A 26,769-nucleotide genomic window follows, 5' to 3' on the forward strand; every position below is an offset into this window, starting at 1 on the left:
GTAAATTTGTGTAATTTAGTTAATGTATTCTTGAACACTATTTTCAAGCTAACTTATTTTGTAATAAATCTACCAAAATATTATAGCATTGACAAATTAAAAAGCGTTATATAATTGCCCAGATGAAGACAATTTTGTTTTGTTTACTTTTTCTAACAGGGCCTTTGTCCAGCAGGGCACAGTCTCAGTCGCTTACGCTGCCTCTTTATGGAGAAGGAGCTCAGGAGACCGTAAACAGCTATCTGACAACAACATTGCCAAATGGAGAAGTGCTACCGTGGTTTCCTATCCCCACTGTCACCGTTGTAGCCAAAAGAACCTGGTCGAGTGAAGAAGCGCGCAGAGAATATCTTCGCTTTAGAAGAAATGTCCTAAAGGTTCTGCCTTATGCGATATATGCGCAAAAAAGATATGATCAACTGGATAGAGAACTTGCGTTGACGGCGGACAAAAAAGAACAAAAAGCCCTAGTGGAGAAATGTGAAAACGATGTCAAACAGATGTTTGATAGAGAAATCAAAAATATGACGGTTTCTCAAGGCAAAATACTCATTAAGTTGATCGATCGCTATACCGGACATACAGGCTACGAAATGGTAAAAGAAATGAAGGGCGGGCTTTCCGCATTTTTCTACCAAGGAGTTGCAAAAATATTTGGGCACAACTTAAAGTCGACTTATGACCCTAAAGAAGACTTTGCCATTGAAAATATTATTAGGGAATTCGAAAAGTCGAGAACACAGCCTGTTATGTGAACACTTAAACGAAAACCAGATGAAAACAGTATACGACTTCGATGCACTCCAGTTTAACGGTAAAAAAAGATCGCTAGCAGATTTTGAAGGGAAAGTACTGCTCATCGTCAATACCGCTAGTCAATGTCTATTGACCAGACAGTTTAAATCGCTCGAAAAACTCTATCAAAAGTACAAAGATCAAGGCTTCGAGATCCTGGCATTTCCAGCAAATAATTTTCGGAATCAGGAACCATTAACTGGTGGCACGCTAGAAACATTCTGCAGAATCAATCAACAGGTGAGTTTCCCTGTCTTTAAACGAAGCCATGTTATTGGTGAATATACATCCCCCCTGTACAGTTTTCTTTCCAATAAAGAGCAAAACGGAAATATCAACAGTAAACCTTTGTGGAATTTTCACAAATACCTGATAAATAGGAAAGGAGAAGTCATAGACTTCTATTATCCAATTACTTCGCCATTATCAAGTAAAATTTGCCGCAATATTGAACGTCTTTTACAAGAGTAATCTTTAAACTGCTTACCTTTGCAGCTGCTTCCTATAGCATATTCTAAATTGCCAAGACCACTCATCGGTTAAACGGAATGATTTACTATAAGAAGGGAAGTTAAATTAAATAGAGGATTATTTATATGCTAAAATTAGATCTACTTGTCATTGCTGTCCATCCGGATGATGCTGAACTAGGCGCTGGGGGTGTGATGGCAAAATATGTTGCTGAAGGAAAAAAAGTAGGAATTGTCGACTTGACTCAAGGGGAGCTTGGTACGCGCGGCACAGCAGAGACCCGATCTCAGGAGGCAAAAGATGCCGCAGAAATTTTAGGATTAACCGTTAGAGAGAATCTTGGACTGAGAGATGGTTTTTTTGAAAATGCCGAAATGGAAAAAATGGCGGTTATAAAAGTTATCCGGAAATATCAGCCGGAAATCGTCATTACAAACGCCATTACTGATCGCCACCCAGACCATGGAAGAGCTGGGCAAATGGTCAATGAAGCCTGTTTTCTCGCGGGCTTAAGGAGGGTGGAAACTCTCGACCAGGACAATATTATTCAAGAAGCTTACCGCCCCCGATTGGTACTCCAATTTGTACAGGACTACTATATCAAACCTGATGTTGTCATTGATATAACGGATTATTATCCTATTAAAGAAAAATCTGTACTCGCCTATAAAACTCAATTTTATACCGGAGAAAATGTGAACCCGGATGAACCGCAGACCTATATTTCCAATCCCGATTTCATGGAATCAACAGCTGCGAGGGCACGCGAATTTGGACGCTATATCCAGGCGAAATATGCCGAAGGATTTACATCAAAGAAAATATTGGGTGTAGATGATCTTTTTCAGCTAAAATAAGGATTTATAGTTAAACTGATACTGTGGCAAAATAAAATGTGGGATCATTCATCTTTTAATTAGAACGATCCCGCATCATTCATCCTGCTAATATATTCGCTACACTCAGGATATAAATCCTTTCACGTACTGTTTTGTAATTTCATTTTGGGGATTTAACAAAACCTGTTCTGTTGGCCCAAACTCAAGAACTTCACCGTCATAGACAAAAAGTATATAGTCTGATACCCGCCGCGCCTGCCGTAGGATGTGCGTCACCAACACGATAGTATAATCTTTCTTCAGCTCGATGAGTAGTTCTTCAATTTTAGCAGTCGACAATGGATCCAAAGCAGATGTGGATTCATCCCCAAGGATAATTTCAGGTTCCACAGCTAATCCTCTCGCCAAACAGAGCCTTTGCTGCTGACCGATAGACAATCCGCTAGCGGAGTGACTTAAACGATCCTTTACCTCGTCCCATAAAGCAACATTACGCAATTGAGTTTCGACAATCTTATCCAGCTCTTTCTTACTTCGGGTACCATGTATTCGTGGACCATAGGCGACATTATCGTAAATGGACATTGGCAATGGATAAGGTTTCTGTGAAAGCAACCCCATCTTCTTCCTGATATGTGTTACTTCGGCATTCTTACCATAGATATCCTCGCCGTTAACCAGAACGGAGCCTGTTATTTCAACCCCCTTAGTATCGTCTACCAACCTATTTAGTGTTTTTAAAAGCGTTGTTTTCCCACATCCCGATGGCCCAATAATGGAAGTTACACTATTGTTTGGCAATGCAAGGTTGATATTTTTCAGTATATGACGTCCGTCAATATACACGTTAAGATCCTTTATTTCAATATGCGGATCTATCAAGGGATTTACTATCGGCGATTCTTTTGTTTCGATTGAAGGATATGAGTGCATACTACAATAATTAAGATAATGATTGTTAAAACTAAAGCTGAGGCATACGCCCGACCCTGTACCTCGGGGATAGGGCTACTTAACTGAAAAAATATAGATAAAGGTAATGTTGCCGCCGGCTCATCGATATATTTAGGGAGATTATCGCTAAAACCAGTAGTCAATAAAACTCCCGCCACGTCACCAATGGCACGACCAAAGGCTAGTAAAACAGCTGTAAGTAGGCCTGTACGAACACTTCTCAGCATCACCTTAGCCAATTCCCAGCGGGTGGTACCCAATGAAAGGGTAACGTTTTTCAGGTCTTCTGGAATGGTCTTGATCAACTCGTCCACAGTACGTACCACAATTGGAATAGTCAGTAGCGTTACTGTAATAATACCCCCCAATAGGGAAGCCCGAATACCCAAATAGACCATAATTCCGAAACCTACAGCACCATAGACAATTGAAGGGACGCCATACAATACATCGAACAATAATTTCGAAAACTGTGTTATTTTGGAGTTCGTTCCCAAATAGATATTCAGATATAACGAAATCGGAATCCCGATCAGCGCAGACAGCGCAGTTGAAACACCAGCCAAGTACAGCGAACCCAAGATAGCATTCAAAATACCACCTTCCTTTCCGATGTAAAACCCACCTTTAGGCAACTGACTGACCATTTCCCAATTGAGATAGGGAAGTCCCTTATACAATATCGTGCCGACTATAAAAAACAGCGAAGCTGTTACCGTTATACCCGAAAGATGCATAAAAACTTTCGCTACTTTTTCGCTCAGTAACCGTCTTCTGGTATTATCCATGCTGACCTCCTTCCAGTCGTCTTAATATGAGACGGGAACTTAAATTAAAAATAAATATGATCACAAATAAAAGCAGTGCTGAGAACATCAGAGCTGACTCATAAAGTGGGATTGACATCATCTCTCCGAAATTATTGGCAATTAACGCAGGGATAGGATACCCCGCATCAAATATCGAAGTCGGCACCTTTGCAACATTTCCACAGACCATTAATACCGCTATCGTTTCACCAAAAGCTCTGGATGTAGACAAAACGATGGCAGCAACAATGCCCGGTCTAGCTTTTTTGAGTATAACGTGTTTGATGGTGTCCCATTTCGTTGCTCCCAAAGATAGTGAGGCAGCCTTCAGATCATAAGGAATGGTTTGAAGAACTTCCACCATAATGGAGATCATGATAGGGAAGATCATCACAGCCAATACAATGCCCCCAGCAAGCACTGAATATCCAGAGGTCACAACACCAAAAACCGGTGCAATGTACAGCTGAATCAGCGGCACGATAAACAACACACCCCACACCCCATAAAGCACAGGTGGAATTGCAGCTAAGATATTGACCAATGGAAGCATCATGTTTTTCAACGCATCAGACGCATACTCTGTTAGGTACACAGCAGTTAATATGCACAACGGGATTGCAATTACTAGCGAGATCAAAGTAACAGCAAGCGTACCGGCTATAAATGGCAAAAAGCCAAAAGACCCTTTCATTGGTGACCACAGCTTACCCGCTAACAGCTGAAAAATATCACTGTATTTAAATAAAGGAATTGATTTGACCGTCAAACCAACCGCTATAATTACCACAACTGAGAGTGATATTAGCAACAGGAGTAAAGTGGTCCGCTTAACGAGGATATCTTTTACGAGGCGAGTATTTAGCATGCTATAACTTATTAAGTTCTTCTTTTACCAGTGTTTCATTTAGTGGAACATAACCATTTTCAAGCAGCTGCGACTGTGCATTTTTCTGAAGCACAAAAGAAATAAACTCCTTCAAAAGAAGGGATTCGGTCTTGTTTCGCGTTACAAAGGTTAACTCCCTTGAAGGGGGAGCCGGATATTTGCCCGTGGCTACGGCCTCTGTTAATTCAGGTAGTGTACCATAAAACTGTTCATTTTCATCGATACGTCCATTTTCATCAATATCTAAAGGAACAACAGCTATACGGTCAAAAACCTTGTTAGTTTTAAGATTGTAGACATAATTAATATTATTGAAACCGATACCATGTATATCGTCTTTAATCGCTTGAGCAATCCCAGGATCACCAAAAATTCCTATTCCTTGCAGATCCTCTTGCTTATTTCCCAAAAATTTAGCCCAGGTTTCAGCTGCCCCTGCAGCATCTGATCGTACATACACATGGATAGGATCCGCCGTAAAACGTGGATCAATTTCTTTCCACGTCTTGAACTTTTTATTAACAAAAATGTTCAACAGTTCTTCACGGCTCAAACCACGCCTCAAGATAGCAGGATAATTAGGGTTTGCTGGATTGATTGTACATATGACAGCATCTTTTGCCACAATAATTGGAGCAGCTCCTTTTTTTACTTCCTGCTCATGCAGATCTCTCGACACCATCCCAATATCAACCATTCCAGTAAGGACATCGGCAATGCCCTTGCCGGCGCCACCGGCAGAAATATTAAATCGAACATTCGGATGTATTTTTTTAAAATCTTCGCTCCATACTACAGCCAAGGGATATAGCGCAAAAGCCCCTGATAGCGAAATATTACCTTCAAAACCATGCTCTCTCGTATATCCATTCTTCACTTCAGGCGCACAGGAAGTCAATTTCAATATGATTAAAACGCTTAAAACAAGTACAATAAAACACTTTCTCATCGTTACACCTAATAGTCTACAGGTTTTGTATATTAAATTTTATAGGGCAAATATATATTAATTTGGTAGATATTATAGAATATTAAAAAAATATTTTTACATTTGACACCAAGAAAAGAATACCAAATCAATAGATTTTATTAGTTTTATGCAAAGCTTTCGTACAGAATTAGAAAACCCAGTCGTGGAAAAGGAGATTATCGAACTTGAGAAAAAAATTCGATTGTTCCACGAAGGCAAGATAGCAGACGAGAAATTTAGATCGTTGCGTTTAGCTCGGGGGGTATATGGACAACGACAACCTGGAGTACAAATGGTTCGTATAAAACTCCCATTTGGAAAAGTTACGTTCAAGCAATTGCTTAAAATTGCAGCAATATCAGATGAATATGCAAGCAGCAATTTGCACCTTACAACACGCCAAGATATACAGATACATTATGTAAGTCTAGATCGCACTCCTGAGCTTTGGGCAAAGTTAGCTGAAGATGACATAACATTACGGGAAGCATGTGGAAATACCGTGCGCAATGTCACGGCTTCGCCAAGTTCGGGCATCGATCCTAAAGAACCTTTTGATGTTTCACCGTATGCTCAGGCAACTTTTGAATATTTTTTGCGCAATCCCGTATGTGCGGAAATGGGCCGGAAATTCAAAATGTCATTTTCTGCGAGTGATGAAGATAGCGCGTTTTCCTATATTCATGACCTTGGTTTTATTCCAAAATTAAAATTTGTTGATGGTATTGAAACGCGTGGTTTCAAAGTGCTGTTGGGGGGCGGACTGGGTTCTCAGCCTTTCTTGGCATCCATGACAAATGAATTCCTACCGGAAGATGAACTTATCCCTTATATAGAAGCCACGCTTCGTGTCTTTGATCGTTATGGTGAAAGAAATAACCGTAATAAAGCCCGTTTCAAATACCTTATTCAGAAATTGGGCTTAGAAGAAGTGCTCAATTTAATTGAAGCTGAAAAAATTGCAACAAAGGTAAAAACCTACCCAATCGACCGAAATAAGATTGAGCAACCTGCAGCACCAAATGACGAGCAATTGTCATCCCTCGACCTGGATAGCGATTTAAATTATCAGGTTTGGAAAAACACCAATACCTTCGAACAGAAACAGAAAGGATACTACGGGGTGTATGTCCGCGTTTCCACTGGCGACATTGGTACGGATAAAGCCAGGGCATTCGTCGCGGGACTTAAAGATTTAATTGCAGACGATATCCGCATCACACAAAACCAAAGCTTATTATTAAAATATGCGACGGCAAAATCCCTACCTCATATCTATCAATTGCTTCAATCCTTAGATCTTGCCCAGGCAGGTTATGACAGTACAGCAGACGTAACGACATGTCCAGGTACCGACACCTGTAACCTTGGTATCTCGAATAGTACGGAAATGGCACGCGTGATCGAGTCCTACATTGCAGAGTTTCATCAGGATTTCGTCTTTAATCGGGATCTAAAAATAAAGATTTCAGGCTGTATGAATTCCTGCGGACAACATGGTCTAGCGCATATTGGGTTCCATGGGAGTTCGGTAAAGGCGGAAGGTAAGGTGGTACCGGCTGCACAGGTGATGCTAGGAGGCGGCACCATCGGTAATGGTGAAGGTCGAGTTGCCGAACGTATCATAAAAGTACCCACTAAGCGCGTATTACATGTAGTTGAGTGGGTGCTAAATGATTACAAGAAAAATGCGGATGAAAACGAAAACTTTCACGCCTATTATGACAGACAAGGCAAAAATTACTTCTACAATCTCCTGAAACCGCTATCGGATCTTACCAACCTAGCTGCAGATGAATTTGTAGACTGGGGCCACGAAGAAACGTTCCAGACGGCTATCGGTGTAGGGGAGTGTGCGGGGGTCGTCATTGATTTGGTTGCTACCTTAATTTATGAGGCTGAAGAGAAATTGCAGTGGGCAAATGAAACATTTAAAGAGTCAAAATTCTCTGATGCGATTTACCACGCTTACAACGCCTTTGTACAGGCTGCTAAGGCGCTGTTGTTGGATAAAGGAATCAGTGCCAGTACCCAAAACACGGTCATCAACGAATTCCAAATTCACTTTGTGGAAACAGGCGAATACAGTTTCGATAAAACTTTTCTAGAATTGGTACTACAGATCAGTAAAAATGAACCGAGCGACCACTTTGCAACAGGATACCTAAAAGAAGCTACAAAGTTTATCAATGAGGTTTATCAACGTAAAAATTTAACACCGATACTGGTATAGGGAGGGAATAGAATGTCAATAAAAGCAAAAGTAACTTTAGTGGGAGCTGGACCAGGCGATCCGGAATTGATCAGCCTGAAAGGAATCAAAGCCATACAAAAAGCTGATGTCATCTTATATGATGCGTTGGTAAATGATGAATTGCTGGACTATGCACAAACAGCATGTATCAAAATATATGTTGGAAAACGTGCTGAACAACTATCAACCTCTCAGGATGAAATAAATCGTCTATTGGTAGATTATGCGTTAAATTATGGACATGTTGTCCGCTTAAAAGGTGGCGATCCCTTTGTTTTCGGTCGTGGCGGGGAAGAAATTGACTATGTCCAGCAATTTGGTATTGAAACAGCAGTGATCCCCGGGATCTCATCTGCCATTGGACTAACTGGATTGCAGCAACTTCCGCTGACTTACCGTGGAATTAGTGAAAGCTTCTGGGTCATAACGGGCTCAAAGTCAGACGGCTCATTGTCATCGGATCTTTATTTGGCCGCGGAATCCAAAGCTACGGTAGTCATTTTGATGGGGTATGGTAAACTGGCTGAAATCGTAGCCATTTACCGCGAAAGAAATCTACATAACTTACCTATCGCACTGATTCAAAACGGTTCGTTACCGAATGAAAAGGTTGTACTTGGCACGATAGACAATATTCTTGATGAATCGGTAGAGAAAAGAGTAGGAGTTCCTGCCATCATCGTAATCGGTGATGTTGTCGCTAAACACCGTTCATTTCATGAAATTAAAGAAAAAGCATTAGCATTGTAGTCATGAACCAACTCTTTCCCATATTCGTTAAACTTAATCAGATCCACACCCTGCTTGTCGGGGGAGGAAAAGTTGCACTGGAGAAATTTGAAGCTTTGGCATCCAATGACAAAACATTGAATCTGACCATTGTAGCTATGGAAATTATACCAGAATTTGCGGAGTTATTAAAAAAGTATCCGCAGATTGATCTACACGTCCGCCCGTTCGCCTCAGATGATATGATGAACAAACAGCTGGTCATTGCAGCAACCAACAATATGGAACTCAATGATCAACTCCGAAGTTTAACATCCGAACAGAATATATTGTTCAATGCAGCAGACAAACCTGAATTGTGTGATTTCTATCTCGGATCTATTGTAAAAAAAGGAAATCTGAAAATCGCCATTTCCACAAACGGGAAGTCACCAACGATAGCTAAGCGCCTCAAAGAGTTGCTAAATGACCTGTTACCGGAGGAAATAGACGAAACATTGTCACTCATGAGCACTTATCGGGATCAGCTCAAAGGGGACTTCGAATTTAAAGTAAAGAAGTTGAACGAGCATACAAAAGATATATTACGCCATGAACGTTAAGGAACTTAAAGAAATTATTGGAGATAAAAAAGGAGTGGAGCTCCTGCAGACCGTGACTTCGTTGTTTCCTAATGAAGTCATTTTCTCAACCTCGTTCGGCATAGAGGATCAGATCATCACGGAATGGATCGGTAAAAATAATCTGGATATTCAACTATTTACATTGGATACCGGCCGACTGTTTAAGGAAACCTATTCGTTATGGAGCCGTACACTGGAGCGTTATCCATTGCAGATTAAAACGTACAGTCCTAATAACACGTTATTGGAAGATTTTATCAGCAAGAAGGGGCCAAATTCATTTTATGAATCGGTAGAAAACCGCAAAGAGTGTTGTAGAATCAGAAAAATTGAGCCGCTGCAACGTGCAGTCAGCGGAAAGAAAGTTTGGATAACAGGGATACGTTCGGACCAGTCTACCAATAGACATGACATGGACTTTATCGAATACGATGAGGTAAACCAAATTATCAAAATACATCCTTTGTTTGACTGGACTTTTGAAGAGGTAAAAAAGTACTGTAAGGAACACTATATCCCATACAATGTATTACACGACAAAGGTTTTCCGAGTATTGGTTGTCAGCCCTGTACCCGAGCGATACAAGAGGGAGAAGATTTCCGTGCCGGCCGATGGTGGTGGGAAGATCAAAGTAAAAAAGAATGCGGTTTGCACGCTGTTAAATCTTAACAAAACTACAGTTAAACCCAAATTCATTAATTTAAATTTTATTATTTTCAGAGAATGGACTATTTAGATCATTTAGAAGCGGAAGCAATATATATATTAAGGGAGGTAGCTGGCCAATTTGAAAAGCCTGCACTCTTATTTTCGGGTGGTAAAGACTCGATTACGCTTGTCCACCTAGCAAAAAAAGCGTTCAGACCAGGTAAATTTCCATTTCCATTGGTTCATATCGATACAGGGCACAATTTTCCCGAAACCATTACTTTCAGAGATTCATTGATTGAAGACATCGGGGAGAAGCTCATTGTCGGCTATGTTCAGGATAGTATAGACCAAGGAAAAGTGGTTGAGCAGACAGGTAAAAATGCAAGCCGTAACGCTTTGCAGACTGTAACGTTACTCGATACGATTTCGAAGCATGGTTTTGATGCTTGCATCGGAGGGGCACGTAGAGATGAAGAGAAAGCGCGTGCTAAAGAACGTATCTTTTCTGTACGGGACGAGTTTGGCCAGTGGGATCCCAAAAGACAGCGACCCGAACTATGGAGCATTTTCAACGGCAAGATAAACAAAGGTGAAAATGTACGTGTTTTCCCAATTTCCAACTGGACCGAATTGGATGTTTGGAATTATATTAAGCGTGAGCAAATTGCCTTGCCATCTATCTATTTCAGTCATGAGCGGGAAGTCATTACGCGTAATGGGCAGTTGATGGCAGCGGCTCCATTTCTCAATATTGACGCCGATGAAATTATTCAGCGGAAATCTGTACGTTTCAGAACGGTTGGCGACATGACCTGTACTGCTGCAGTGGATTCAACCGCTACAGAACTGGACGATATTATCGCTGAGATCAAAGCATCAACCGTGAGTGAACGTGGAGCCCGTATGGATGATAAAGTATCTGAAGCTGCTATGGAAGAGCGTAAAAAACAAGGATACTTTTAACCCTATTTCAAATCAAATACCTGAGATTGACAACAATGAATATATTGAAATTTATTACAGCCGGTTCTGTAGATGATGGTAAAAGCACCCTAATCGGCCGATTATTATACGATACCAACTCGATTCTGGACGACCAACTGGAAGCGATACAACGTGCGAACCGCAAAAATGATGACGGTACGGTAGATCTGGCTATATTAACGGATGGACTTAAAGCCGAACGTGAGCAAGGAATTACCATTGATGTTGCTTATAAATACTTTCAAACAGATCACAGAAAGTATATTATAGCAGATGCTCCAGGACATATTCAATATACCAGGAATATGGTCACAGGCGCATCCAACTCAGATTTGATCATCATCTTGATCGACGCGAGAAAGGGTGTAATTGAACAGACAAAACGCCATTCTTTTATTGCTAAATTACTTGCAATGAAGCAAGTACTTGTCTGTGTCAATAAGATGGACATGGTTGATTACAGCGCAGCAATCTATGAGCAGATCAAAAGCGACTATTTGGCGTTGGCGGTAAACCTCGGGCTTAAAGATGTTGATTTTATACCAGTTTCAGCATTGAAGGGGGATAATATTGTCCATAAGTCTGAACGGATGCCTTGGTATATAGGTGAATCGCTGTTGAATTACCTCGAACACGTGGAAATACATGAAAATGAGGCGGCAAATTGGAGATTTCCTGTCCAGTGGGTTGTACGTCCGCAAACGGATGATTTACATGACTATAGGGGATATGCGGGACGGGTATTAGGAGAAGGATTAACGATTGGAGATCAAGTCATTGTTTATCCAGCAGAAACATATAGCACGGTTAAAGCGATTGAATTCAATGGACAGCAGCTTCAACGGGCTGAAAATGGCCAGTCGGTCATTATCCATCTCAGTGATGATGTAGACATCAGCCGTGGTGATACCATAGCAAGTGTTGAAAATCCACCAAAGTTCGAACGCAATATCCAGGCAAATGTATGCTGGTTTGACAACAAACCATTAGACACAGATCAAATATATCTTGTACAAAGTCACAGTAAATTGACCAAAATAAAGATCGTTGATGTGCTGTATAAGTTTGACATCAATACACAGGAAAAAGTGTACAATGAAATCATCAGGCTGAATGACATTGGACGAATCACAATTAAATCTGCTGAAAACCTCGTATTCGATTTACAGGAAGAAAACTCCGAGAATTCTCAGGCCATCGTTATTGATCCGAGGACAAATTTAACCGTAGGCGCCTTAATGATTCAAGCCGTCGATTAATATCGTATTCATCGCAAATATTCAACCTAAATATTTTTTTAAGGAACTCAGAAATAGCTGAGTTCCTTTTTGTTTTAGACAATCGGGATAATGATAGTGGATATCAATAGCGAGTGGTTAAGACAACAAAAGGGGTAGATTAAAACTATCTATTTAACATAATATAAATTATAATTAATCAATATATAAGGATTCTCAATTACTATATTTAAGAATCGACAGCCTCATGTTAAAAAATTGCCAGAAATAAACGATTATATTGAGATATTTAACATATTAGATACCAGAATTTCAGCTATTTTATCAAGAGTGAATTTTTTTCTTTCATATGCCTGTAGATTCGAATAATATACGGCAAACGGACTGTTATGCACACACTTCGCCAGAAATTCTATAATTCCATATAAAAAATCAAAAAGTTAAATTTCATTAGAATAGATTATTATTTGTAAATAATTAACAAATATTGGTTATTCGTTAAAAAATACATAAATTAGTGCCAGCCAAAGGGAAATTTTACTAATTAAACATGTCAAAAAATTATAACGAGTTTATCTCGATCGTTGAGAAACGAAATCCAAATGAACCAGAATTCTTGCAAGCTGTAAAAGAAGTTACCGAGGACCTATTTCCTTATATTACAGAACACCATCCTGAATTTTTCGAACAAAAGATTCTTGAAAGGCTTACTGAACCCGAGCGTATTATATCTTTCCGGGTAACTTGGTTGGACGATAACCATCAAGTACAAGTTAATCGCGGATACCGTGTTCAAATGAACAGTGCTATTGGTCCTTATAAAGGCGGCCTTCGCTTCGCCCCTTCTGTTAACCAGAGTATCCTTAAATTTCTTGCTTTTGAACAGGTATTTAAAAATAGCTTGACCGGGTTGCCGATTGGTGGTGGCAAAGGCGGATCCGATTTTGATCCCAAAGGAAAATCGGATAATGAAATCATGCGTTTTTGTCAGAGTTTCATGACCGAGCTCTATCGTCATATTGGTGCGGACACCGATGTTCCTGCCGGAGATATTGGTGTCGGAGGACGTGAAATAGGTTATTTATTCGGTCAATTTAAACGTTTACAAAATAACTTTACTGGTGTTCTTACGGGTAAAGGAGAATTGTGGGGCGGTTCCTATATACGTCCAGAAGCGACAGGATATGGCTTATTGTATTTTGTTGACTGTATTTTCAAGCATCAGGGAAAATCATTGAAAGGTAAAGTAGCGACTGTTTCTGGTGCAGGCAACGTGGCATTCTACGCGGTTGAAAAAGCATTGCAGCTTGGGGCTAAAGTGATCACAGTATCAAACAGTTTAGGAACATTACATGATCCGGATGGTTTTGATGCCGAAAAAATGGCCTTTGGAGCTACATTAGGAAGAAGTTTGGATCAATATCCATCCAAATACCCGAATGCCCAGTTCTTCCCAGGCCAAAAGCCTTGGCAATTTAAATGCGATATTGCATTACCTTGTGCAACGCAAAATGAATTGGATGAATCCGATGCCAAAATGCTTGTGGCAAACGGATGTATCTGTGTAGCCGAAGGGGCTAATATGCCTTCCACAGCTGAAGCTATTAAAGTATTTCTAGATGCAAAAATCAGCTTCGCCCCAGGTAAAGCAGCGAATGCTGGTGGTGTTGCCGTGAGCGGTTTGGAAATGTCCCAAAACTCCATCCGTACACAATGGTGTACCGAAGAGGTTGACAATCGCTTAAAAACCATTATGGAGAGTATCCACGAAACCTGTTTAAAATATGGTAAGGAAAGTGAATTTGTAAATTACTTAAAAGGTGCCAATATTGGAGGCTTTATCAAAGTCGCAAACGCCATGAAAGCCCAAGGTATCGTCTAAAAAGCCTTTTTCTAATCATATCATAATCCTGAGCGCTCAAATGCATTGCATTTGGGCGTTTTTTTTATACTTTTATGCTAAATTTAAAAACTAGAGAATTCCATGAGACTAATAGCTGAACTTCCCCATCCCGATTGCAAGATTTCAATATTTGGCATGAACCAAAAATTTATTATTAAGTTTGAACAGGGGAATTTGGAGCAATCCTATAAAATTGCTGAAGTGGATATTATTGGTGGTGTAAACGGCGTATTTGATTTACTCGATGAAGAATTTATGAAAACTGTAATTAATCAATTCGCCTTGATGCGCCAGTCTTTTAACAACGCTTACAGCCGATACGAATAACAGCTAATTTATGTTGAATTATATCTATTTTACTGCATTTTGGGCCTGCCAAATTATTTCGTCCATCCTATTTAAACTCGGTGGAATTCATCCAAAATATAAATGGACAACATTGATTGTCGGAAATATTATTCTGCTTTCTGCAAGCTGGTTCCTGGTACAATTATTCAAAAATGTATCTCAGCCAATTGTTATAGCCCTATGCTCTGGCGGCACATTCTTGACCGTGCAATTAGCCATGGCACTGTATTTTAAAAGTCCGCTGACCTGGATGCAGGTGCTGGGTATGTTTGTCATTATCTCCGGTATGGTGCTGATAACCTTTGGTGGTAAAGAAACGATGTAAGCTCAATTTACAGGACGAAAGCTCCCGTTCGACGCCAGCTAACGACCACATAAATTTTAAAAATTTAAACGAAAATTGGAGCTCACAATAGCAACCTTTTGAGCTCCAATTCATTTTGTCTACAAATAAGCGTAGGTGATACCATCACCACCACGGTCTTGATGTTCGTCCTCAAAACGACTAACATGACTATATTTGCGGAGATAATCACGGATAAATTTGCGTAAAATTCCGTCACCCTTTCCATGAATGATCTTTAGCGACGGATAACCGATCATCACCGCCCTATCCAGCACACGCTCCAACTCATGAAGCGCATCCTCCGTTCGCATACCCCTTAGATCAATTTCAGGTTTAAAGTCCGCCACCGAACCCGCAGATGTTGACCTTGATAAACTTTTTGCAGATTTTTTTCCTTCCCGTCCCTCTAGCTTAATCACATTCTTCCGTTTTTGAACGGTACGCAGTTCCCCCATAGCCAGAATAAGATTATTTTTAGCAATTTCTACCACCTGTGCCTCGGCGCCATTATCCAAAATTTGTACCCAATCCCCGATCGCTATTTCTGCAGACTCCACAACGCGCTCTTTAATTGCAGGTTTTGTGACCTGTTGTTCTTTCGGTAGGACTGCCTGAAGAGCTTGATCTAGGTTGCTCCGCAATTCACGGGTTTTTTCTTTATCGGCTTTGGCAGATTTAATTTGAGCAACCGTATTCTCAATGAGTTTATTCGAATTCTTTATAATCTGCTGCGCTTCTTCTTTAGCCTTTTTCAGAATGACTCTTTTATTTTCTTCTAGATAGGTTTGTAGTTCCAGGTATTCTGATTTGAGGGTCTCAAGTTCCTTCTCCCGCTTAGTGATCGCAACTTTGGTATCAAACACCTCTTTCTTCTCTCTTTCGAGATCAATCAAAAGGTTGTCTACTTTCTTTTGCTCCACACCAATTTTGCCTTTCGCAGACGCCAATATTTCCTTGCCTAAGCCAATTTTTTGAGCAATTTCAAATGCATAGGAACTTCCCGGTTTACCGATCTGCAGGATATACATTGGTTTCATTTCTCGATTGTCAAATAACATCGAAGCATTCTCTAAGCCGGACGAATTGCTCGCAAATACCTTCAGATTAGAATAGTGTGTCGTCACTACGCCTCTAATCTGCTTTTTATTGAGCGATTCTAATACCGCTTCAGCGATAGGTCCACCAAACAAAGGATCGGTACCGGTTCCAAACTCATCGATTAAAACCAAGGTACGCCCATTGGCAAATTCCGTAAAATATTTCATCTTCGAGAGATGCGCACTATAGGTACTTAAATCACTCTCTATCGATTGATCATCCCCTATATCTGCAAATATCTGCTTAAAAACGCCCACTTTCGTCGTTGGGTCAGCAGGAATTAATAGCCCAGATTGCACCATGATCTGCAATAGGCCTACTGTTTTCATGCAGACAGATTTACCCCCTGCATTTGGTCCCGAAACAACAATAACACGCTGGACATTGTCAATTTGTATATTCAGCGGCACAACAGTATGATGGTGATTCAATAATAAAAGTGGATGCCTAGCATTGACCAAATTAATCTCCACTTCTTTGGACAATTCAGGCATTTCAGCCTCAATGTCCAAAGCAAAAAGTGCTTTTGCACGTACAAAATCTACTTTTGTCAGTAGTCCATGATAAGAAAGCAACAACGGAAGGTGCGGACGAACTTTATCGGTCAGTTCCACTAGGATACGAATAACTTCTCGTCGGCGTTCAAATTCTAAATCTCTAATTTTATTATTCAACTGAAAGACTTCTTCAGGCTCTATATAAGCCGTTTGACCTGTAGCAGATTCATCATGGATCAGACCTTTAAGCTTCCTTTTATTCTCGGCTAAGATGGGAATACAAAGCCTTCCATCGCGTATGGTAAGATTACCATCGGCGGTCCATCCACTATCCTGCGCACTTTTAAAGATACTGTTGATGCGCTTTAAAGCTTCTTGCTCAGCCTTTTGAATCTGTTGAGTGATCTCCAATAGCAATCGCGAAGCATTATTTTTGAGCTTTCCGCGCTCATCGATCACCATTTCGATATCGCGGATGATGCCTTTCTCTATCGGTAAATGTTCAAAGAGAATCTCAAGATTGGGATAAAGCCCCTCACGTTCATTAAAATAACGAATGATAGCGTATACAGTCTTTAATGAAAGTAATACTTTAAAGAACTCCTCTTCTAGCAAAAAAGCTCCCTCTACCCGAGCTTTTTCGATAATAGACCGAAGTGGAAAAAAATTCTCGACAGGGAATGCACTGTCATTCACCAAAAGATCTTTAAACTCACTAGTCTGCCGTAAAAATCGATCAATCTGATCAAAACGGGTCTGTGGCTGAATTTTATCTACCAGATCCCTACCCGATTCGCTCAAGCATTTTTGTCTTATTTTATCTTTTATCTCGGAAAATCCGAGCTTATCTATTGCATTTAATGGATATACCATAGAAATCATATTCGTTGAATGGTTAAAGTTTTACCGGAGGCTTCATTTGCCTCGGCGGACTGAGCACTGGTCCTCTGTCCAGTTCTGTCGTTGGTAACTGCCGAAGTGGAACCTCCTTCGGTGTTCGTATAGTATCCTTACCCGAAATACTCCCTGCGCCCGAAGACGCATCAACTGGTAAAGTTGGACTGCCTACAGCTAGTTGATTCATAAGATAACCATCTACGCTGATACCGGTTCTCATTTGGAAATAGCGATTAAAAGACGAAGCAGCTTCTCTAAAACTCAATTTTGTCTTATTTGGAATATAATGAATAAGTGCGTCAATTCTTTCCTGATAAGCTTGTTGCGCACGCATAACCCGATTGGTACTATCCTGAATACGTACATTAACAATCGAGTCTCTGCTACGGATAGAATCTTGTTTTCTCCTATCAATATCTGCATAAAACTTATTTTCTTTCGTTAGATTTTCTTCCACTTTTTTATAAATAGCAGACATGACTTCGGCATCCTTTCCATAATAGTCCAGATTTTTTTTAAAAGAAACGGAATCCAAACCATATTTATCGAAGGTAACTCGGTACAAAGGCAATATGACTTTGCGCGCGCTATCAATAGGCAAAATATTGAGGTATGAATCTGTCAATTGAATTTCGGTAAGTGCATCCACAAACTCACTTTCGGAGATAATATCTTTGCCCCCTGTACGTACACAGGCAGCAAATAAAAAAATGACTGCAAGTAGATTCAGTATTAATCGTAGCATTTCGTAGTTTTGTACAAATTTACAAAAAGCACCGACATTTGGCACTTTTTACATCATCAAAACTATATCGGAAATGAGTATTGCTAGTAATTTAGAAGCGTTAAGATTGGAGACTGAAGCTGTCGGCGTACAACTTGTGGCTGTATCGAAGACAAAATCCAACTCGGATATCATGGAAGCCTATGAAGCCGGACAACGTATTTTTGGCGAAAACCACGTTCAAGAGTTGGTTGAGAAAGCGGAGCTTTTACCCAAAGATATTCAGTGGCATATGATTGGCCATCTTCAAACGAATAAGGTCAAGTATATTGCTCCTTTCATCAGCCTAATTGCATCTGTTGATTCGCTCAAATTATTGAAGGAAATTAACAAACATGCTCAAAAATCCAAACGCACCATAGATTGTCTTTTACAAGTTTATATTGCTGAGGAAGACACCAAGTTTGGTTTTGATCATGCTGAACTCATCGAACTGCTCCGCGACGATGAATTTCTCGCATTGAAGAACATCCGTATTTGCGGTTTGATGGGGATAGCCTCCAATACCGATAACCAGAAAGTAATAAAAGCTGAATTCTATGAGCTTAAAATGTTGTTTGATGGGGTCAAAGCAAGTTTCTACAGAAAAGATGAACATTTCAACATTCTTTCCATGGGCATGTCCTCCGACTATAAATTGGCGATAGGCGAAGGTTCCACGATGGTCCGTATAGGAAGTACAATCTTTGGAAAAAGAGTAATCAAACACTTTAAAAAAAATGACTAAACCACTTATAAGAGAAGCTATTAAATCTGACTGCCCACGGATGCTCGAATTGATCAATGAACTGGCCATCTTCGAAAAAGCACCCGATGAGGTCACGGTCTCATTATCGGAGTTTGAGGATGCGGGATTTGGAAAATCTCCTGTCTGGGGTGCATTTGTCGCAGAAGTAGCGGGCGAAATTGTCGGCATTTCATTATATTATACCAGATATTCAACCTGGAAAGGCCGAAGACTCTATTTGGAAGATTTAATTGTGACAGAAAATATGCGCGGATCAGGAATTGGAAAACTACTTTTCGATCAGACGCTGGCCTACGGCAAACAGTGCGGTTACCATGGCATGGTATGGCAGGTCTTAGACTGGAATGAACCGGCCATTAAGTTTTATGAAAAATATAAAGCGGACTTTGATGCCGGATGGCTCAATGTATCCATTACTTATTAAATAACGGAGATAATCAGTTCAATGCGGTTTCATTTTTCCTTAAAAATTTTAGTTATCAGCTATCTGTTTTACGCTTGCAATGGCCAAAGTGCACCTGCTGATGGTATTCAACTTGCAGATACACTCTCCTATAGTAAAAAAAGCATAGACGAGCATAGCAATTATTTTCTAAAGGAAGAAAATCGACTGGACACGACGTATTTTCGCGCAAAATATCCTGTTTTTGCGGAAGATAAGATCAATGATCTCATTACCGATATTGTTCATCTCGAAGGCGATACCAGTATGCAGGAGGCTGCCCATCGTTTTATTAATGCTTACAATGAATATGTAGAGGATAATAACGGCAGATCTACGGCAACTTGGAACCGGGAGCTACAGGTCGATGTGATCGCCAATACGCCAGTTTTTCTGGGTATTAGAACCCAACAAGAAGAGTATACGGGCGGTGCGCATGGTGACCACTTTACCTTTTATTCAAATTTCGATAGACAGTCAAACAAACAGATTGTCATTGATGACATTATTCAAACACAAAATAAAGATAAGTTTGTCAAAATTGCTGAGCAATATTTCCGCAAACAAGAAGGGTTAAGTAGCGATGATCTATTAAATGGAAAGTATTTTTTTGAAGACGGTAAGTTTTCGCTCGCAGATAATTTTACGTTCGAAAAAGACGACATCCTATTTCATTACAATGTTTATGAAATCAAATCCTATGCTGAAGGGATGACTGAATTGCGCATTCCTTACGCTGCTTTCAGGCATTTGATTTCAGACAAAGGATTACAGTACATTCATAGTATTAAATAGCAATCAACTAAACTAATAAATAAATGCAAGTTTTTAAATTTGGAGGTGCATCCGTCAAGGATGCTGAAAGTGTCAGAAACTCAGCACGGATTATCTCAAAATACAAAGGCGACGCCTTGCTCGTTGTCATATCCGCTATGGGAAAGATGACCAACCTTCTCGAAAGATTGACCAAAGAATATGTTAATAACACGGGCAACCCACACCAGACACTGGATGAGGCCAAACAATTTCACTTTCATATCCTTCAAGAATTATTTCCTAAGGGTGAACACCCGATATTTGATGAAGTCGCAAACTGTTTTGTCGAGATCGAGTGGATTTTAGAAGAGGAACCTCAAGATTCATACGACTATCTTTTCGATCAAATTGTATCGATGGGTGAAATTATCTCCACAAAAATCGTTGCGGCCTATGTGGCTTCGATTGGTGAAAAAGTAAAATGGCTCGATGCACGTGATTATATATTCACGGACAATACCTATCGTGAGGCTGTCGTAGACTGGAACAAAACGGAAGAAAAAATTCGCGCAGAGCTCCCCGCTATTCTCGACGAATACATTGTCATCACACAAGGATTTTTGGGCTCTACTTCGGAAAATTTCACAACCACCTTAGGGCGTGAAGGGTCTGACTATTCTGCAGCAATATTTGCATCCTGTTTAAATGCCGAAAACGTAACGATCTGGAAAGATGTACCGGGGGTACTCAATGCCGATCCCAAATGGTTTGAAAAGACTGAACTCATTCCTGAATTATCTTATACCGATGCGATAGAGCTTACCTATTATGGTGCAACGGTCATCCATCCGAAAACCATCAAGCCCTTACAGAATAAGAAAATTGCATTGAATGTACGCTCTTTTGTCGATCCTGACTCGCCAGGAACAATGATCAGGAGTACGAATCAGACCTTACCCGTTCCGTCTTTCATCTTTAAGGTGAACCAGATTTTCATTTCAATCTCGCCAAGGGATTTCTCCTTTATCGTGGAAGATAATTTAAGGGACATTTTCAATCTATTCCATGAGCACCGTATCAAAATAAATATGATGCACAATACAGCCATCAATTTCACCGTTTCGGTAGACGATACAGGAAAAAATCTGGTAGACTTAATTAACGAGCTTGAGCAGCGATTCAAAGTCAAATATGAATCGGGACTTGAACTGATTACTATTCGCTATTACAACCAGGAGACCATTGATCGAGTTCTGGTTGATAAGGAAGTGATAAGCGAACTAAAAGACACCTATACTTGCCAGCTTCTCGTAAAGAAAATATAAATGAATACACTGATCCTTCAAGAGGAGATTCAGCAGTTTCTCGATAGAAACGCGGAGCAGTCTCCTGCTAAAATTGCACTTAAAAAATCTCCTTTTGAAGGAATATCGCCGTCCGAGCTTGCTACACAGCTGGATGGCAAGCAACGGGCAAGCACAAAAATCCCCATGTGGGCCAAAACGCCGGGAATCTACTTTCCCCCGAAGCTCAATTTGGAGCAATGTTCCTCGGAGAAAACGGCATTATTTAAAAGTACACTGATTAATAAGGGAACACATTTAGTGGATGCCACCAGCGGTTTTGGTGTAGATAGCTTTTACTTCTCAAGACAGGCGGCCAAAGTTACTGCCTGTGAATTAAATCCTGAGTTAGCAGCCATCTCAAAACATAATGCGGCTGTATTAGCGGCAGACAATCTTCACGTCATTGCCGCTAACGGTGTGGATTACATCCTCCATGACGCAACCAAACGATTCGACTACATCTACCTGGATCCCTCCCGAAGAGTTCAAAACAAAAAAGTGTTCCTATTGGATGAATGCGAACCTAATTTAGTCCAGTTGCAGGATGACTTTTTCCGGCATTCGGATAGCATTATCAGCAAACTTGCACCACTACTTGACATCACTTCCGCCCTACAGCAATTGCGGTATGTCAAAGATGTGTATGTGCTGTCGCTGCAGAATGACTGCAAAGAACTTATTTTCGTGCAAGAAAAAGGATATGAGGGTGAAGCTGCCATTCATGCTGTGCGGTTATTCCATGGGCAACAACAGGTCGTATCCTTTACCTATGAAAGTGAACGCGCCGTGGTTAATGAATACAGTGAACCACTGTCCTATTTGTATGAACCAGATGTTGCACTTTCCAAAGCAGGAGCCTTTAAAACCATTGGACAGCTATTTGATGTCAAAAAATTACATAAAAACACGCATCTCTACACTTCAGATAAACAGATTGAAAATTTTCCAGGCAAAACATTCGTCATAAAGCAAGTGGAGTCCTTCAGTGATTTCAAAAAAAATAAACAGTCAATGCAAGCAGGGATTATTGCCAAAAATTTTCCGCTCAAAACAGCAGAAATCAAGAAGAAGTTCAAAATCAGCGATGGAGGAAATTCGTTCCTATTCTTTACGACAACCGTCAATGATCAATTTAGTGTCATACATACACAACGAATTTTAGAATAGACATTTTCATTACAATTGTCGAAAATCTTCTCCGTAATTTTAATGCATGGATAAAATAGCATTATCAGCATTGGATTTGGCTCCTATAAAAAAAGGAGAAAATACAGCTAGCGCATTGGCCCGTACGGTCAAAATTGCCCAACATATAGAACAACTGGATTTTAAAAGGATTTGGGTTGCAGAGCATCACAATATGGAATATATCGCGAGTTCAGCAACATCCCTTTTGATACAACATATTGCATCAAACACAAACCGTATTCGTGTAGGATCTGGCGGGATAATGTTGCCAAATCATGCCCCCTTGGTTATTGCAGAGCAGTTTGGAACTTTAGAAACCTTATTTCCGGGCCGTATTGACCTCGGTTTAGGACGTGCTCCAGGTACAGACCAACTAACGGCAATGGCTTTACGCAGAAATAATCTAAATACCGCCTTTCAATTTCCTCAAGAAGTGAAAGATCTGCAACGTTACTTTAGCGCAGACAATTTCGATGCAAAAGTACGTGCCTTTCCGGGTGAAGGTTTGGAGATACCCCTGTACATTTTGGGATCAAGTACCGACAGTGCCTATCTTGCGGCAAGCTTAGGGCTTCCTTATGCTTTTGCGACACATTTTGCGCCAGCGCAATTTGCTTCGGCAAGTATGATCTATCATCAAAACTTTGTCCCATCTGACGTATTGGAGAAACCTTATTTTATGTCGTGCGTCAATGTTATCGCCGCAGACAGCAACGAAGAAGCAGAATTTTTAGCCACCAGTTTCTTCAATCTCTTTGCCGGCATCGTCACAAATACAAGAAGACCATTATCAGAACCCACTCCGGAGGTAATTTACAAAGGTATACCGGCAATAGAGCAAGCTGTTAAAAGTATGGCTTCATGTGCTTTCATTGGTGACAAAGCCAACATACGTCCACAAATAGAGAAATTTGTAAAAGACCACAAAGTAGATGAAATTATCGCTACTTCCTATATTTTCGACGATGAAAAATGCCTTAAGTCATTTTCCTTGTTAAAAGAAGCACTCGCTTAAAAAATCGCTCGATTTATATACGGTGAATTTTATATATTTAAACTAAATTCACCGTATATGAATAGCTATAATGCCTTTGCACTTCTAATGGGATTGTTTTCCCTCCAAGCATGCACGAATCCCACTTCTCAACAGGTCGGTGGAAAATCCGACACGGTCAAGGCCACTGACACATTGTCCCACGTCGTTGTGGACAGCAGTACAGTTGACCAGCCCATCATAGCAGATCCAAAGAAGGGACAGATTTTGATGGTACGCAGCTACCGAGTTTGGGAAAAGCGAGATCCTACAGCTGTTTTAAATAAAGATTGGTACGACCTTTATGAAGAAAATGGCAAATATTACCTGGAAAAAGTTGATTATGAAATAAAAGACGGTTATGACGAGTGTGCTGGCGTTCCAATTCGAAGCATTGAATCACGAAGAAATTCATTGCTGTTCCTAAAGTTGGAGGGACTCCAAGCCGGTGCATTAGAAAATTTAAAAGTTACCCATTCCGAAATATGGCCTCAGGAATCGGTCGAATATGCGTATAAAAATCAAAAAGTTACCCTGAGGGGATTAGGGACTATTAAATCCACAGAGGTGCAAACCGATGACAAAGGTCACGAGAAATTATTTCATGAGGTGACCAATTACAAACTACGCTACATTTCAAATAAAGAAAACAAAGAAAAAACCCTATTTCATATTGATCAATATGATGATGTATTTATGTCCACACTTTTCGTTGGGGATATTGACCGGGACGGTGTTTTGGATTTTATCTTTTCTAATCCGCGTCACTATGAGGAGGAAGCAATGCTTCTATTCTTGTCCAATCATGGCAATGCACTCACTTTTGAAGCTGATGCACAATTTGATTGTTAAAGCTGGGTAACATGGCTAGAATAAACGACTACTTACATCAAATGAAATCCATTGATCGCGCATTGCTTTCAGTGGGCATGTTTTTACTGATCTACTTTATTTCTCCAATCCAATCCCTTCCGCTATTAAACCTGCTGCTATGCTGGCTGGGGTTCTGTGTATCTTACATCGCCATATCCTGGTTTACATTTTATACCATGTCGATTGGAACAATGGCAAAGAAGGCGCAAAAAGAAGATGGAAGCCGACTTTTTGTCTCCTTATTCATCATTTTGGTCACTATAGGTTGCTTTGTTTCTGTGCTGATGATCATTATATCCAGCAAGGACAAACAGCTAAAGGATGCGTATATTATCGTCATTTGCATATTAGCCATGATGGCTTCATGGATATTGGTTCATACCATCTATACTTTTCATTATGCACGTCTATATTACGAAAATAGGTCCGATGGTGATGGCTTAGCGTTTCCCGGTGACGACAAGCCTGATTATCTGGATTTTGCATACTTTTCATTCGTGATGGGATGCACCTTTCAAGTATCCGACGTGGGGATATCTTCAAAAAAGATCCGCAGGGTAGCACTTTTTCACGGTCTCCTCTCCTTCGCTTTAAATACATTTGTTGTTGCATTAACAATAAATATCATTTCTGGATTAATCAATTGAGTTTTCGATCAAAAAGTCTTATTTTAGAGCAAAAATTACACACATGAAGTTTTTCAACGCCTTACTCACGCTTTGTATCATCATTATTCTAGTAGCTTCGTGTGCGAAAAATCAAGATTCAGGTAGCGCTACTGCAGCAGCAGCTGGCAGTTTTATCGGGCGTATCCAATACCAGGATAATTCATTGGAAGTAGATCGGCATAATCGGCTTATTCGTGTTTTAAAAGAAAGCGGCGATACCTATAAAGTCGAGTTCTTCACAGGTATCCCTAATATCACTTCCCTTCGATTGAATCAAGAAAACGATACTACTTGGGTATCCGCTGACACGACTGGATTAAAGAATGTCAGAATTGAAGGAAAACGATTAACGATCAATTATCAGGCAAATAGCCAAAGTTGGGTTGTTGAAAATGCAGTCCGTAACTAATAATCAATCTAAATTGTCATATTAATTTCATTTTCTATTTGAAAATTATTGCTTTCTCCCTATATTTAGTCAAGCATAAAGGAAGAGAGAAATGAAACAATTCAATAAATTAGGTGCGATTGCATCCGTGTTGGCTTTTGCGCTTGCGTTGAGTGCATTTAGTTTCCAACAGGACAAACCAAAGGAAGAGCCCAAACCAACCAATCTAAAAGTTCTCCCAAAAAATATTTCCCATGACGAATTGATTTCCACGATGAAGGAATTTAACGTTGCCTTGGGCGTAAAGTGTGGTTTCTGTCATGCGCCATCCAAGGAAGATCCTAAGAAATTGGATTTTGCCAGTGATGAGAACCACAAAAAGGATATTGGGCGGGCGATGATCAAGATGACCCAAAAGATCAACAAAAAGTATTTTAACCGCAGTTGGGACAATGCTCCAGCCAAAGCAATTTCCTGTAAAACCTGTCATGGCGGAAAAGAAGAACCCGAGATGGTCTTAGCGAAAAACTAATCAAACCACATATTCATGTAACACCATAGTCCTTGTATTATGGTGTTTTCTTTTGTTTTGGACCTTCGTCTTACGACAAAGGCGCACAATACCGTGCGCCTTAATTACCACTCACCTTTTCTGCTTCTTGCGCCATCTGCCCAGTAGCCTACTCGTGGCAAAACTGACCAAAGTACCCAGTGCCGCTGTCAGGGCTGTTTGCAACACATCCCCCAGGGAAATGCTGGCCCAGATGGAACAGAGGGTACCGCCTATGGCCGAGATGCGGATATTATTTACTTTCATCATCCACGCTCCTTTCAGCCATAGTTTTGGCCGTATCGTTTGCCGGATTTAAATCAGCTTCCGATGGCGGTTTTCCGTCACTTACCTCCAGTTGGGGTTTATCTTCATCCAATACCGTTTCCACAATCCCCAATCCCAAGGCCAGGTATTTCAATACGTTGCCTACCTTTCCCGGTAGTTTAACAGGAGCCGCCAGCACCAGCTGCAGCACCTGTCCTATTTTGTTAAAGATTTTTTTCATACTTTTTGCATTTTCAGTAGAGCCACCATCAACTCACCTTTGGTTAAGCTAGGGAGATCATGGAATTGAAAGCCTTGCGTTCCGACTGCCTATCGCTGACGCGAGATGACGATAGCATAAATCATTGTCCGAGCATAGCGAGTTTGATTTATGCCGTCAGCTTGCTAAGAAGAAGGCACAAAGGAATGC

The 26,769-nt window shown here is 40.4% G+C and carries 29 protein-coding genes; 22 read left to right on the top strand and 7 right to left on the bottom strand.

Annotated features, from left to right (window positions below; all coding sequences use genetic code 11):
* Positions 1-122 precede the first annotated feature (122 nt).
* The 3 genes from J2X77_RS16405 to bshB1 all read left to right on the top strand — a co-directional run bounded on the left by J2X77_RS16405 (position 123) and on the right by bshB1 (position 2,123).
* Positions 123-755, top strand: coding sequence for a DUF4294 domain-containing protein (locus J2X77_RS16405; RefSeq protein WP_209580688.1), 633 nt, complete (start codon positions 123-125; stop codon positions 753-755).
* A gap of 19 nt (positions 756-774) precedes the next feature.
* The gene (locus tag J2X77_RS16410; protein ID WP_209580686.1) at positions 775-1,266 is read left to right on the top strand and encodes a glutathione peroxidase; all 492 of its coding nucleotides are present in this window, start codon (positions 775-777) and stop codon (positions 1,264-1,266) included.
* Positions 1,267-1,391: 125 nt separating this feature from the next.
* Entirely contained in the window at positions 1,392-2,123 is a 732-nt protein-coding gene (gene bshB1 / locus J2X77_RS16415; protein WP_209580684.1) for a bacillithiol biosynthesis deacetylase BshB1, read from the top strand.
* Positions 2,124-2,228: 105 nt separating this feature from the next.
* Here the strand turns inward: bshB1 and J2X77_RS16420 are convergent, their stop codons facing one another.
* Genes J2X77_RS16420 through J2X77_RS16435 form a run of 4 tightly spaced genes read right to left on the bottom strand, consistent with a single transcriptional unit; the run spans position 2,229 to position 5,706 of the window.
* Positions 2,229-3,038, bottom strand: a complete 810-nt coding sequence (locus J2X77_RS16420; RefSeq protein ID WP_209580682.1) for a phosphate ABC transporter ATP-binding protein — start codon at positions 3,036-3,038, stop codon at positions 2,229-2,231.
* Positions 2,996-3,847, bottom strand: a complete 852-nt coding sequence (locus J2X77_RS16425) for a PstA family ABC transporter permease (RefSeq protein ID WP_209580680.1) — start codon at positions 3,845-3,847, stop codon at positions 2,996-2,998. Before J2X77_RS16425 ends, J2X77_RS16420 begins: the two co-directional genes overlap by 43 nt.
* Positions 3,840-4,736, bottom strand: coding sequence for a phosphate ABC transporter permease subunit PstC (gene pstC, locus J2X77_RS16430; protein WP_209580678.1), 897 nt, complete (start codon positions 4,734-4,736; stop codon positions 3,840-3,842). Before pstC ends, J2X77_RS16425 begins: the two co-directional genes overlap by 8 nt.
* Before the next feature lies 1 nt (position 4,737).
* A complete protein-coding gene (locus J2X77_RS16435; protein WP_310081626.1) occupies positions 4,738-5,706 on the bottom strand; it encodes a substrate-binding domain-containing protein in 969 nt (322 codons plus the stop codon).
* 148 nt (positions 5,707-5,854) lie between these two features.
* On the opposite strand from J2X77_RS16435, the gene J2X77_RS16440 reads away from it, so the two are divergent.
* The 9 genes from J2X77_RS16440 to J2X77_RS16480 all read left to right on the top strand — a co-directional run bounded on the left by J2X77_RS16440 (position 5,855) and on the right by J2X77_RS16480 (position 14,783).
* A complete protein-coding gene (locus tag J2X77_RS16440; protein WP_209580674.1) occupies positions 5,855-7,960 on the top strand; it encodes a HEPN domain-containing protein in 2,106 nt (701 codons plus the stop codon).
* Positions 7,961-7,972: 12 nt separating this feature from the next.
* Positions 7,973-8,731 carry a uroporphyrinogen-III C-methyltransferase gene (gene cobA / locus J2X77_RS16445; protein WP_209580673.1) on the top strand — a complete coding sequence of 253 codons (759 nt, stop codon included), beginning with the start codon at positions 7,973-7,975 and terminating at the stop codon, positions 8,729-8,731.
* Positions 8,732-8,733: 2 nt separating this feature from the next.
* Entirely contained in the window at positions 8,734-9,312 is a 579-nt protein-coding gene (locus tag J2X77_RS16450) for a bifunctional precorrin-2 dehydrogenase/sirohydrochlorin ferrochelatase (protein WP_209580672.1), read from the top strand.
* Positions 9,302-10,003 carry a phosphoadenylyl-sulfate reductase gene (locus J2X77_RS16455; protein ID WP_310081628.1) on the top strand — a complete coding sequence of 234 codons (702 nt, stop codon included), beginning with the start codon at positions 9,302-9,304 and terminating at the stop codon, positions 10,001-10,003. The genes J2X77_RS16450 and J2X77_RS16455 overlap by 11 nt, the downstream gene beginning before the upstream one ends.
* Positions 10,004-10,057: 54 nt before the next feature.
* Positions 10,058-10,948, top strand: a complete 891-nt coding sequence (gene cysD / locus J2X77_RS16460) for a sulfate adenylyltransferase subunit CysD (RefSeq protein ID WP_209580670.1) — start codon at positions 10,058-10,060, stop codon at positions 10,946-10,948.
* Positions 10,949-10,983: 35 nt separating this feature from the next.
* The gene (locus tag J2X77_RS16465; RefSeq protein ID WP_209580669.1) at positions 10,984-12,228 is read left to right on the top strand and encodes a sulfate adenylyltransferase subunit 1; all 1,245 of its coding nucleotides are present in this window, start codon (positions 10,984-10,986) and stop codon (positions 12,226-12,228) included.
* 529 nt (positions 12,229-12,757) lie between these two features.
* Entirely contained in the window at positions 12,758-14,089 is a 1,332-nt protein-coding gene (gene gdhA, locus J2X77_RS16470) for an NADP-specific glutamate dehydrogenase (RefSeq protein WP_209580668.1), read from the top strand.
* Between the two features lie 102 nt (positions 14,090-14,191).
* A complete protein-coding gene (locus J2X77_RS16475; RefSeq protein ID WP_209580661.1) occupies positions 14,192-14,437 on the top strand; it encodes a hypothetical protein in 246 nt (81 codons plus the stop codon).
* A gap of 10 nt (positions 14,438-14,447) precedes the next feature.
* A complete protein-coding gene (locus J2X77_RS16480; protein ID WP_293886405.1) occupies positions 14,448-14,783 on the top strand; it encodes a hypothetical protein in 336 nt (111 codons plus the stop codon).
* Between the two features lie 119 nt (positions 14,784-14,902).
* Here J2X77_RS16480 and J2X77_RS16485 read toward each other — a convergent pair whose 3' ends face one another.
* Together J2X77_RS16485 and J2X77_RS16490 are read right to left on the bottom strand one after the other, a co-directional pair.
* Positions 14,903-17,272, bottom strand: coding sequence for an endonuclease MutS2 (locus J2X77_RS16485; protein WP_209580659.1), 2,370 nt, complete (start codon positions 17,270-17,272; stop codon positions 14,903-14,905).
* 22 nt (positions 17,273-17,294) lie between these two features.
* The gene (locus J2X77_RS16490) at positions 17,295-18,041 is read right to left on the bottom strand and encodes a DUF4296 domain-containing protein (protein ID WP_310081632.1); all 747 of its coding nucleotides are present in this window, start codon (positions 18,039-18,041) and stop codon (positions 17,295-17,297) included.
* A gap of 73 nt (positions 18,042-18,114) precedes the next feature.
* Between J2X77_RS16490 and J2X77_RS16495 the strand changes: the two genes are divergently transcribed.
* The 10 genes from J2X77_RS16495 to J2X77_RS16540 all read left to right on the top strand — a co-directional run bounded on the left by J2X77_RS16495 (position 18,115) and on the right by J2X77_RS16540 (position 26,054).
* Positions 18,115-18,807 (top strand): YggS family pyridoxal phosphate-dependent enzyme, encoded by a 693-nt coding sequence (locus tag J2X77_RS16495; protein WP_310081634.1) that lies wholly within the window; start codon positions 18,115-18,117, stop codon positions 18,805-18,807.
* Positions 18,800-19,252, top strand: a complete 453-nt coding sequence (locus tag J2X77_RS16500) for a GNAT family N-acetyltransferase (protein WP_293886402.1) — start codon at positions 18,800-18,802, stop codon at positions 19,250-19,252. The genes J2X77_RS16495 and J2X77_RS16500 overlap by 8 nt, the downstream gene beginning before the upstream one ends.
* 21 nt (positions 19,253-19,273) lie before the next feature.
* Complete coding sequence (locus tag J2X77_RS16505) at positions 19,274-20,065, top strand: DUF3298 domain-containing protein (RefSeq protein ID WP_310081636.1); 792 nt, start codon at positions 19,274-19,276, stop codon at positions 20,063-20,065.
* Positions 20,066-20,088: 23 nt separating this feature from the next.
* The gene (locus J2X77_RS16510; protein ID WP_310081638.1) at positions 20,089-21,351 is read left to right on the top strand and encodes an aspartate kinase; all 1,263 of its coding nucleotides are present in this window, start codon (positions 20,089-20,091) and stop codon (positions 21,349-21,351) included.
* Entirely contained in the window at positions 21,352-22,539 is a 1,188-nt protein-coding gene (locus J2X77_RS16515) for a THUMP-like domain-containing protein (RefSeq protein ID WP_310081640.1), read from the top strand.
* 46 nt (positions 22,540-22,585) lie between these two features.
* Positions 22,586-23,575 (top strand): LLM class flavin-dependent oxidoreductase, encoded by a 990-nt coding sequence (locus J2X77_RS16520; RefSeq protein WP_310081642.1) that lies wholly within the window; start codon positions 22,586-22,588, stop codon positions 23,573-23,575.
* A gap of 57 nt (positions 23,576-23,632) precedes the next feature.
* Positions 23,633-24,445 (top strand): hypothetical protein, encoded by an 813-nt coding sequence (locus J2X77_RS16525; protein ID WP_310081644.1) that lies wholly within the window; start codon positions 23,633-23,635, stop codon positions 24,443-24,445.
* A gap of 11 nt (positions 24,446-24,456) precedes the next feature.
* Positions 24,457-25,113, top strand: a complete 657-nt coding sequence (locus J2X77_RS16530; RefSeq protein ID WP_310081646.1) for a DUF1345 domain-containing protein — start codon at positions 24,457-24,459, stop codon at positions 25,111-25,113.
* A gap of 43 nt (positions 25,114-25,156) precedes the next feature.
* Positions 25,157-25,543 carry a hypothetical protein gene (locus J2X77_RS16535; protein WP_310081648.1) on the top strand — a complete coding sequence of 129 codons (387 nt, stop codon included), beginning with the start codon at positions 25,157-25,159 and terminating at the stop codon, positions 25,541-25,543.
* Between the two features lie 91 nt (positions 25,544-25,634).
* Positions 25,635-26,054, top strand: a complete 420-nt coding sequence (locus J2X77_RS16540) for a c-type cytochrome (RefSeq protein WP_310081650.1) — start codon at positions 25,635-25,637, stop codon at positions 26,052-26,054.
* Positions 26,055-26,325: 271 nt separating this feature from the next.
* On the opposite strand, the gene J2X77_RS16545 is transcribed toward J2X77_RS16540, so the two are convergent.
* On the bottom strand, positions 26,326-26,580 hold the full coding sequence (locus J2X77_RS16545; RefSeq protein ID WP_310081652.1) for a hypothetical protein: 255 nt from the start codon (positions 26,578-26,580) through the stop codon (positions 26,326-26,328).
* Positions 26,581-26,769: the final 189 nt, after the last annotated feature.

Source organism: Sphingobacterium sp. 2149 (assembly GCF_031455655.1).
Classification (GTDB): Bacteria; Bacteroidota; Bacteroidia; order Sphingobacteriales; family Sphingobacteriaceae; genus Sphingobacterium.

What these genes read in the sequence shown, in the direction of transcription:
- J2X77_RS16405 (WP_209580688.1), top strand. Translation starts at nt 123, where the DNA reads ATGAAGACAATTTTGTTTTGTTTACTTTTTCTAACAGGGCCTTTGTCC.
- J2X77_RS16410 (WP_209580686.1), top strand. Translation starts at nt 775, where the DNA reads ATGAAAACAGTATACGACTTCGATGCACTCCAGTTTAACGGTAAAAAA.
- bshB1 (WP_209580684.1), top strand. Translation starts at nt 1,392, where the DNA reads ATGCTAAAATTAGATCTACTTGTCATTGCTGTCCATCCGGATGATGCT.
- J2X77_RS16420 (WP_209580682.1), bottom strand. Translation starts at nt 3,038, where the DNA reads ATGCACTCATATCCTTCAATCGAAACAAAAGAATCGCCGATAGTAAAT.
- J2X77_RS16425 (WP_209580680.1), bottom strand. Translation starts at nt 3,847, where the DNA reads ATGGATAATACCAGAAGACGGTTACTGAGCGAAAAAGTAGCGAAAGTT.
- pstC (WP_209580678.1), bottom strand. Translation starts at nt 4,736, where the DNA reads ATGCTAAATACTCGCCTCGTAAAAGATATCCTCGTTAAGCGGACCACT.
- J2X77_RS16435 (WP_310081626.1), bottom strand. Translation starts at nt 5,706, where the DNA reads ATGAGAAAGTGTTTTATTGTACTTGTTTTAAGCGTTTTAATCATATTG.
- J2X77_RS16440 (WP_209580674.1), top strand. Translation starts at nt 5,855, where the DNA reads ATGCAAAGCTTTCGTACAGAATTAGAAAACCCAGTCGTGGAAAAGGAG.
- cobA (WP_209580673.1), top strand. Translation starts at nt 7,973, where the DNA reads ATGTCAATAAAAGCAAAAGTAACTTTAGTGGGAGCTGGACCAGGCGAT.
- J2X77_RS16450 (WP_209580672.1), top strand. Translation starts at nt 8,734, where the DNA reads ATGAACCAACTCTTTCCCATATTCGTTAAACTTAATCAGATCCACACC.
- J2X77_RS16455 (WP_310081628.1), top strand. Translation starts at nt 9,302, where the DNA reads ATGAACGTTAAGGAACTTAAAGAAATTATTGGAGATAAAAAAGGAGTG.
- cysD (WP_209580670.1), top strand. Translation starts at nt 10,058, where the DNA reads ATGGACTATTTAGATCATTTAGAAGCGGAAGCAATATATATATTAAGG.
- J2X77_RS16465 (WP_209580669.1), top strand. Translation starts at nt 10,984, where the DNA reads ATGAATATATTGAAATTTATTACAGCCGGTTCTGTAGATGATGGTAAA.
- gdhA (WP_209580668.1), top strand. Translation starts at nt 12,758, where the DNA reads ATGTCAAAAAATTATAACGAGTTTATCTCGATCGTTGAGAAACGAAAT.
- J2X77_RS16475 (WP_209580661.1), top strand. Translation starts at nt 14,192, where the DNA reads ATGAGACTAATAGCTGAACTTCCCCATCCCGATTGCAAGATTTCAATA.
- J2X77_RS16480 (WP_293886405.1), top strand. Translation starts at nt 14,448, where the DNA reads ATGTTGAATTATATCTATTTTACTGCATTTTGGGCCTGCCAAATTATT.
- J2X77_RS16485 (WP_209580659.1), bottom strand. Translation starts at nt 17,272, where the DNA reads ATGGTATATCCATTAAATGCAATAGATAAGCTCGGATTTTCCGAGATA.
- J2X77_RS16490 (WP_310081632.1), bottom strand. Translation starts at nt 18,041, where the DNA reads ATGCTACGATTAATACTGAATCTACTTGCAGTCATTTTTTTATTTGCT.
- J2X77_RS16495 (WP_310081634.1), top strand. Translation starts at nt 18,115, where the DNA reads ATGAGTATTGCTAGTAATTTAGAAGCGTTAAGATTGGAGACTGAAGCT.
- J2X77_RS16500 (WP_293886402.1), top strand. Translation starts at nt 18,800, where the DNA reads ATGACTAAACCACTTATAAGAGAAGCTATTAAATCTGACTGCCCACGG.
- J2X77_RS16505 (WP_310081636.1), top strand. Translation starts at nt 19,274, where the DNA reads ATGCGGTTTCATTTTTCCTTAAAAATTTTAGTTATCAGCTATCTGTTT.
- J2X77_RS16510 (WP_310081638.1), top strand. Translation starts at nt 20,089, where the DNA reads ATGCAAGTTTTTAAATTTGGAGGTGCATCCGTCAAGGATGCTGAAAGT.
- J2X77_RS16515 (WP_310081640.1), top strand. Translation starts at nt 21,352, where the DNA reads ATGAATACACTGATCCTTCAAGAGGAGATTCAGCAGTTTCTCGATAGA.
- J2X77_RS16520 (WP_310081642.1), top strand. Translation starts at nt 22,586, where the DNA reads ATGGATAAAATAGCATTATCAGCATTGGATTTGGCTCCTATAAAAAAA.
- J2X77_RS16525 (WP_310081644.1), top strand. Translation starts at nt 23,633, where the DNA reads ATGAATAGCTATAATGCCTTTGCACTTCTAATGGGATTGTTTTCCCTC.
- J2X77_RS16530 (WP_310081646.1), top strand. Translation starts at nt 24,457, where the DNA reads ATGGCTAGAATAAACGACTACTTACATCAAATGAAATCCATTGATCGC.
- J2X77_RS16535 (WP_310081648.1), top strand. Translation starts at nt 25,157, where the DNA reads ATGAAGTTTTTCAACGCCTTACTCACGCTTTGTATCATCATTATTCTA.
- J2X77_RS16540 (WP_310081650.1), top strand. Translation starts at nt 25,635, where the DNA reads ATGAAACAATTCAATAAATTAGGTGCGATTGCATCCGTGTTGGCTTTT.
- J2X77_RS16545 (WP_310081652.1), bottom strand. Translation starts at nt 26,580, where the DNA reads ATGAAAAAAATCTTTAACAAAATAGGACAGGTGCTGCAGCTGGTGCTG.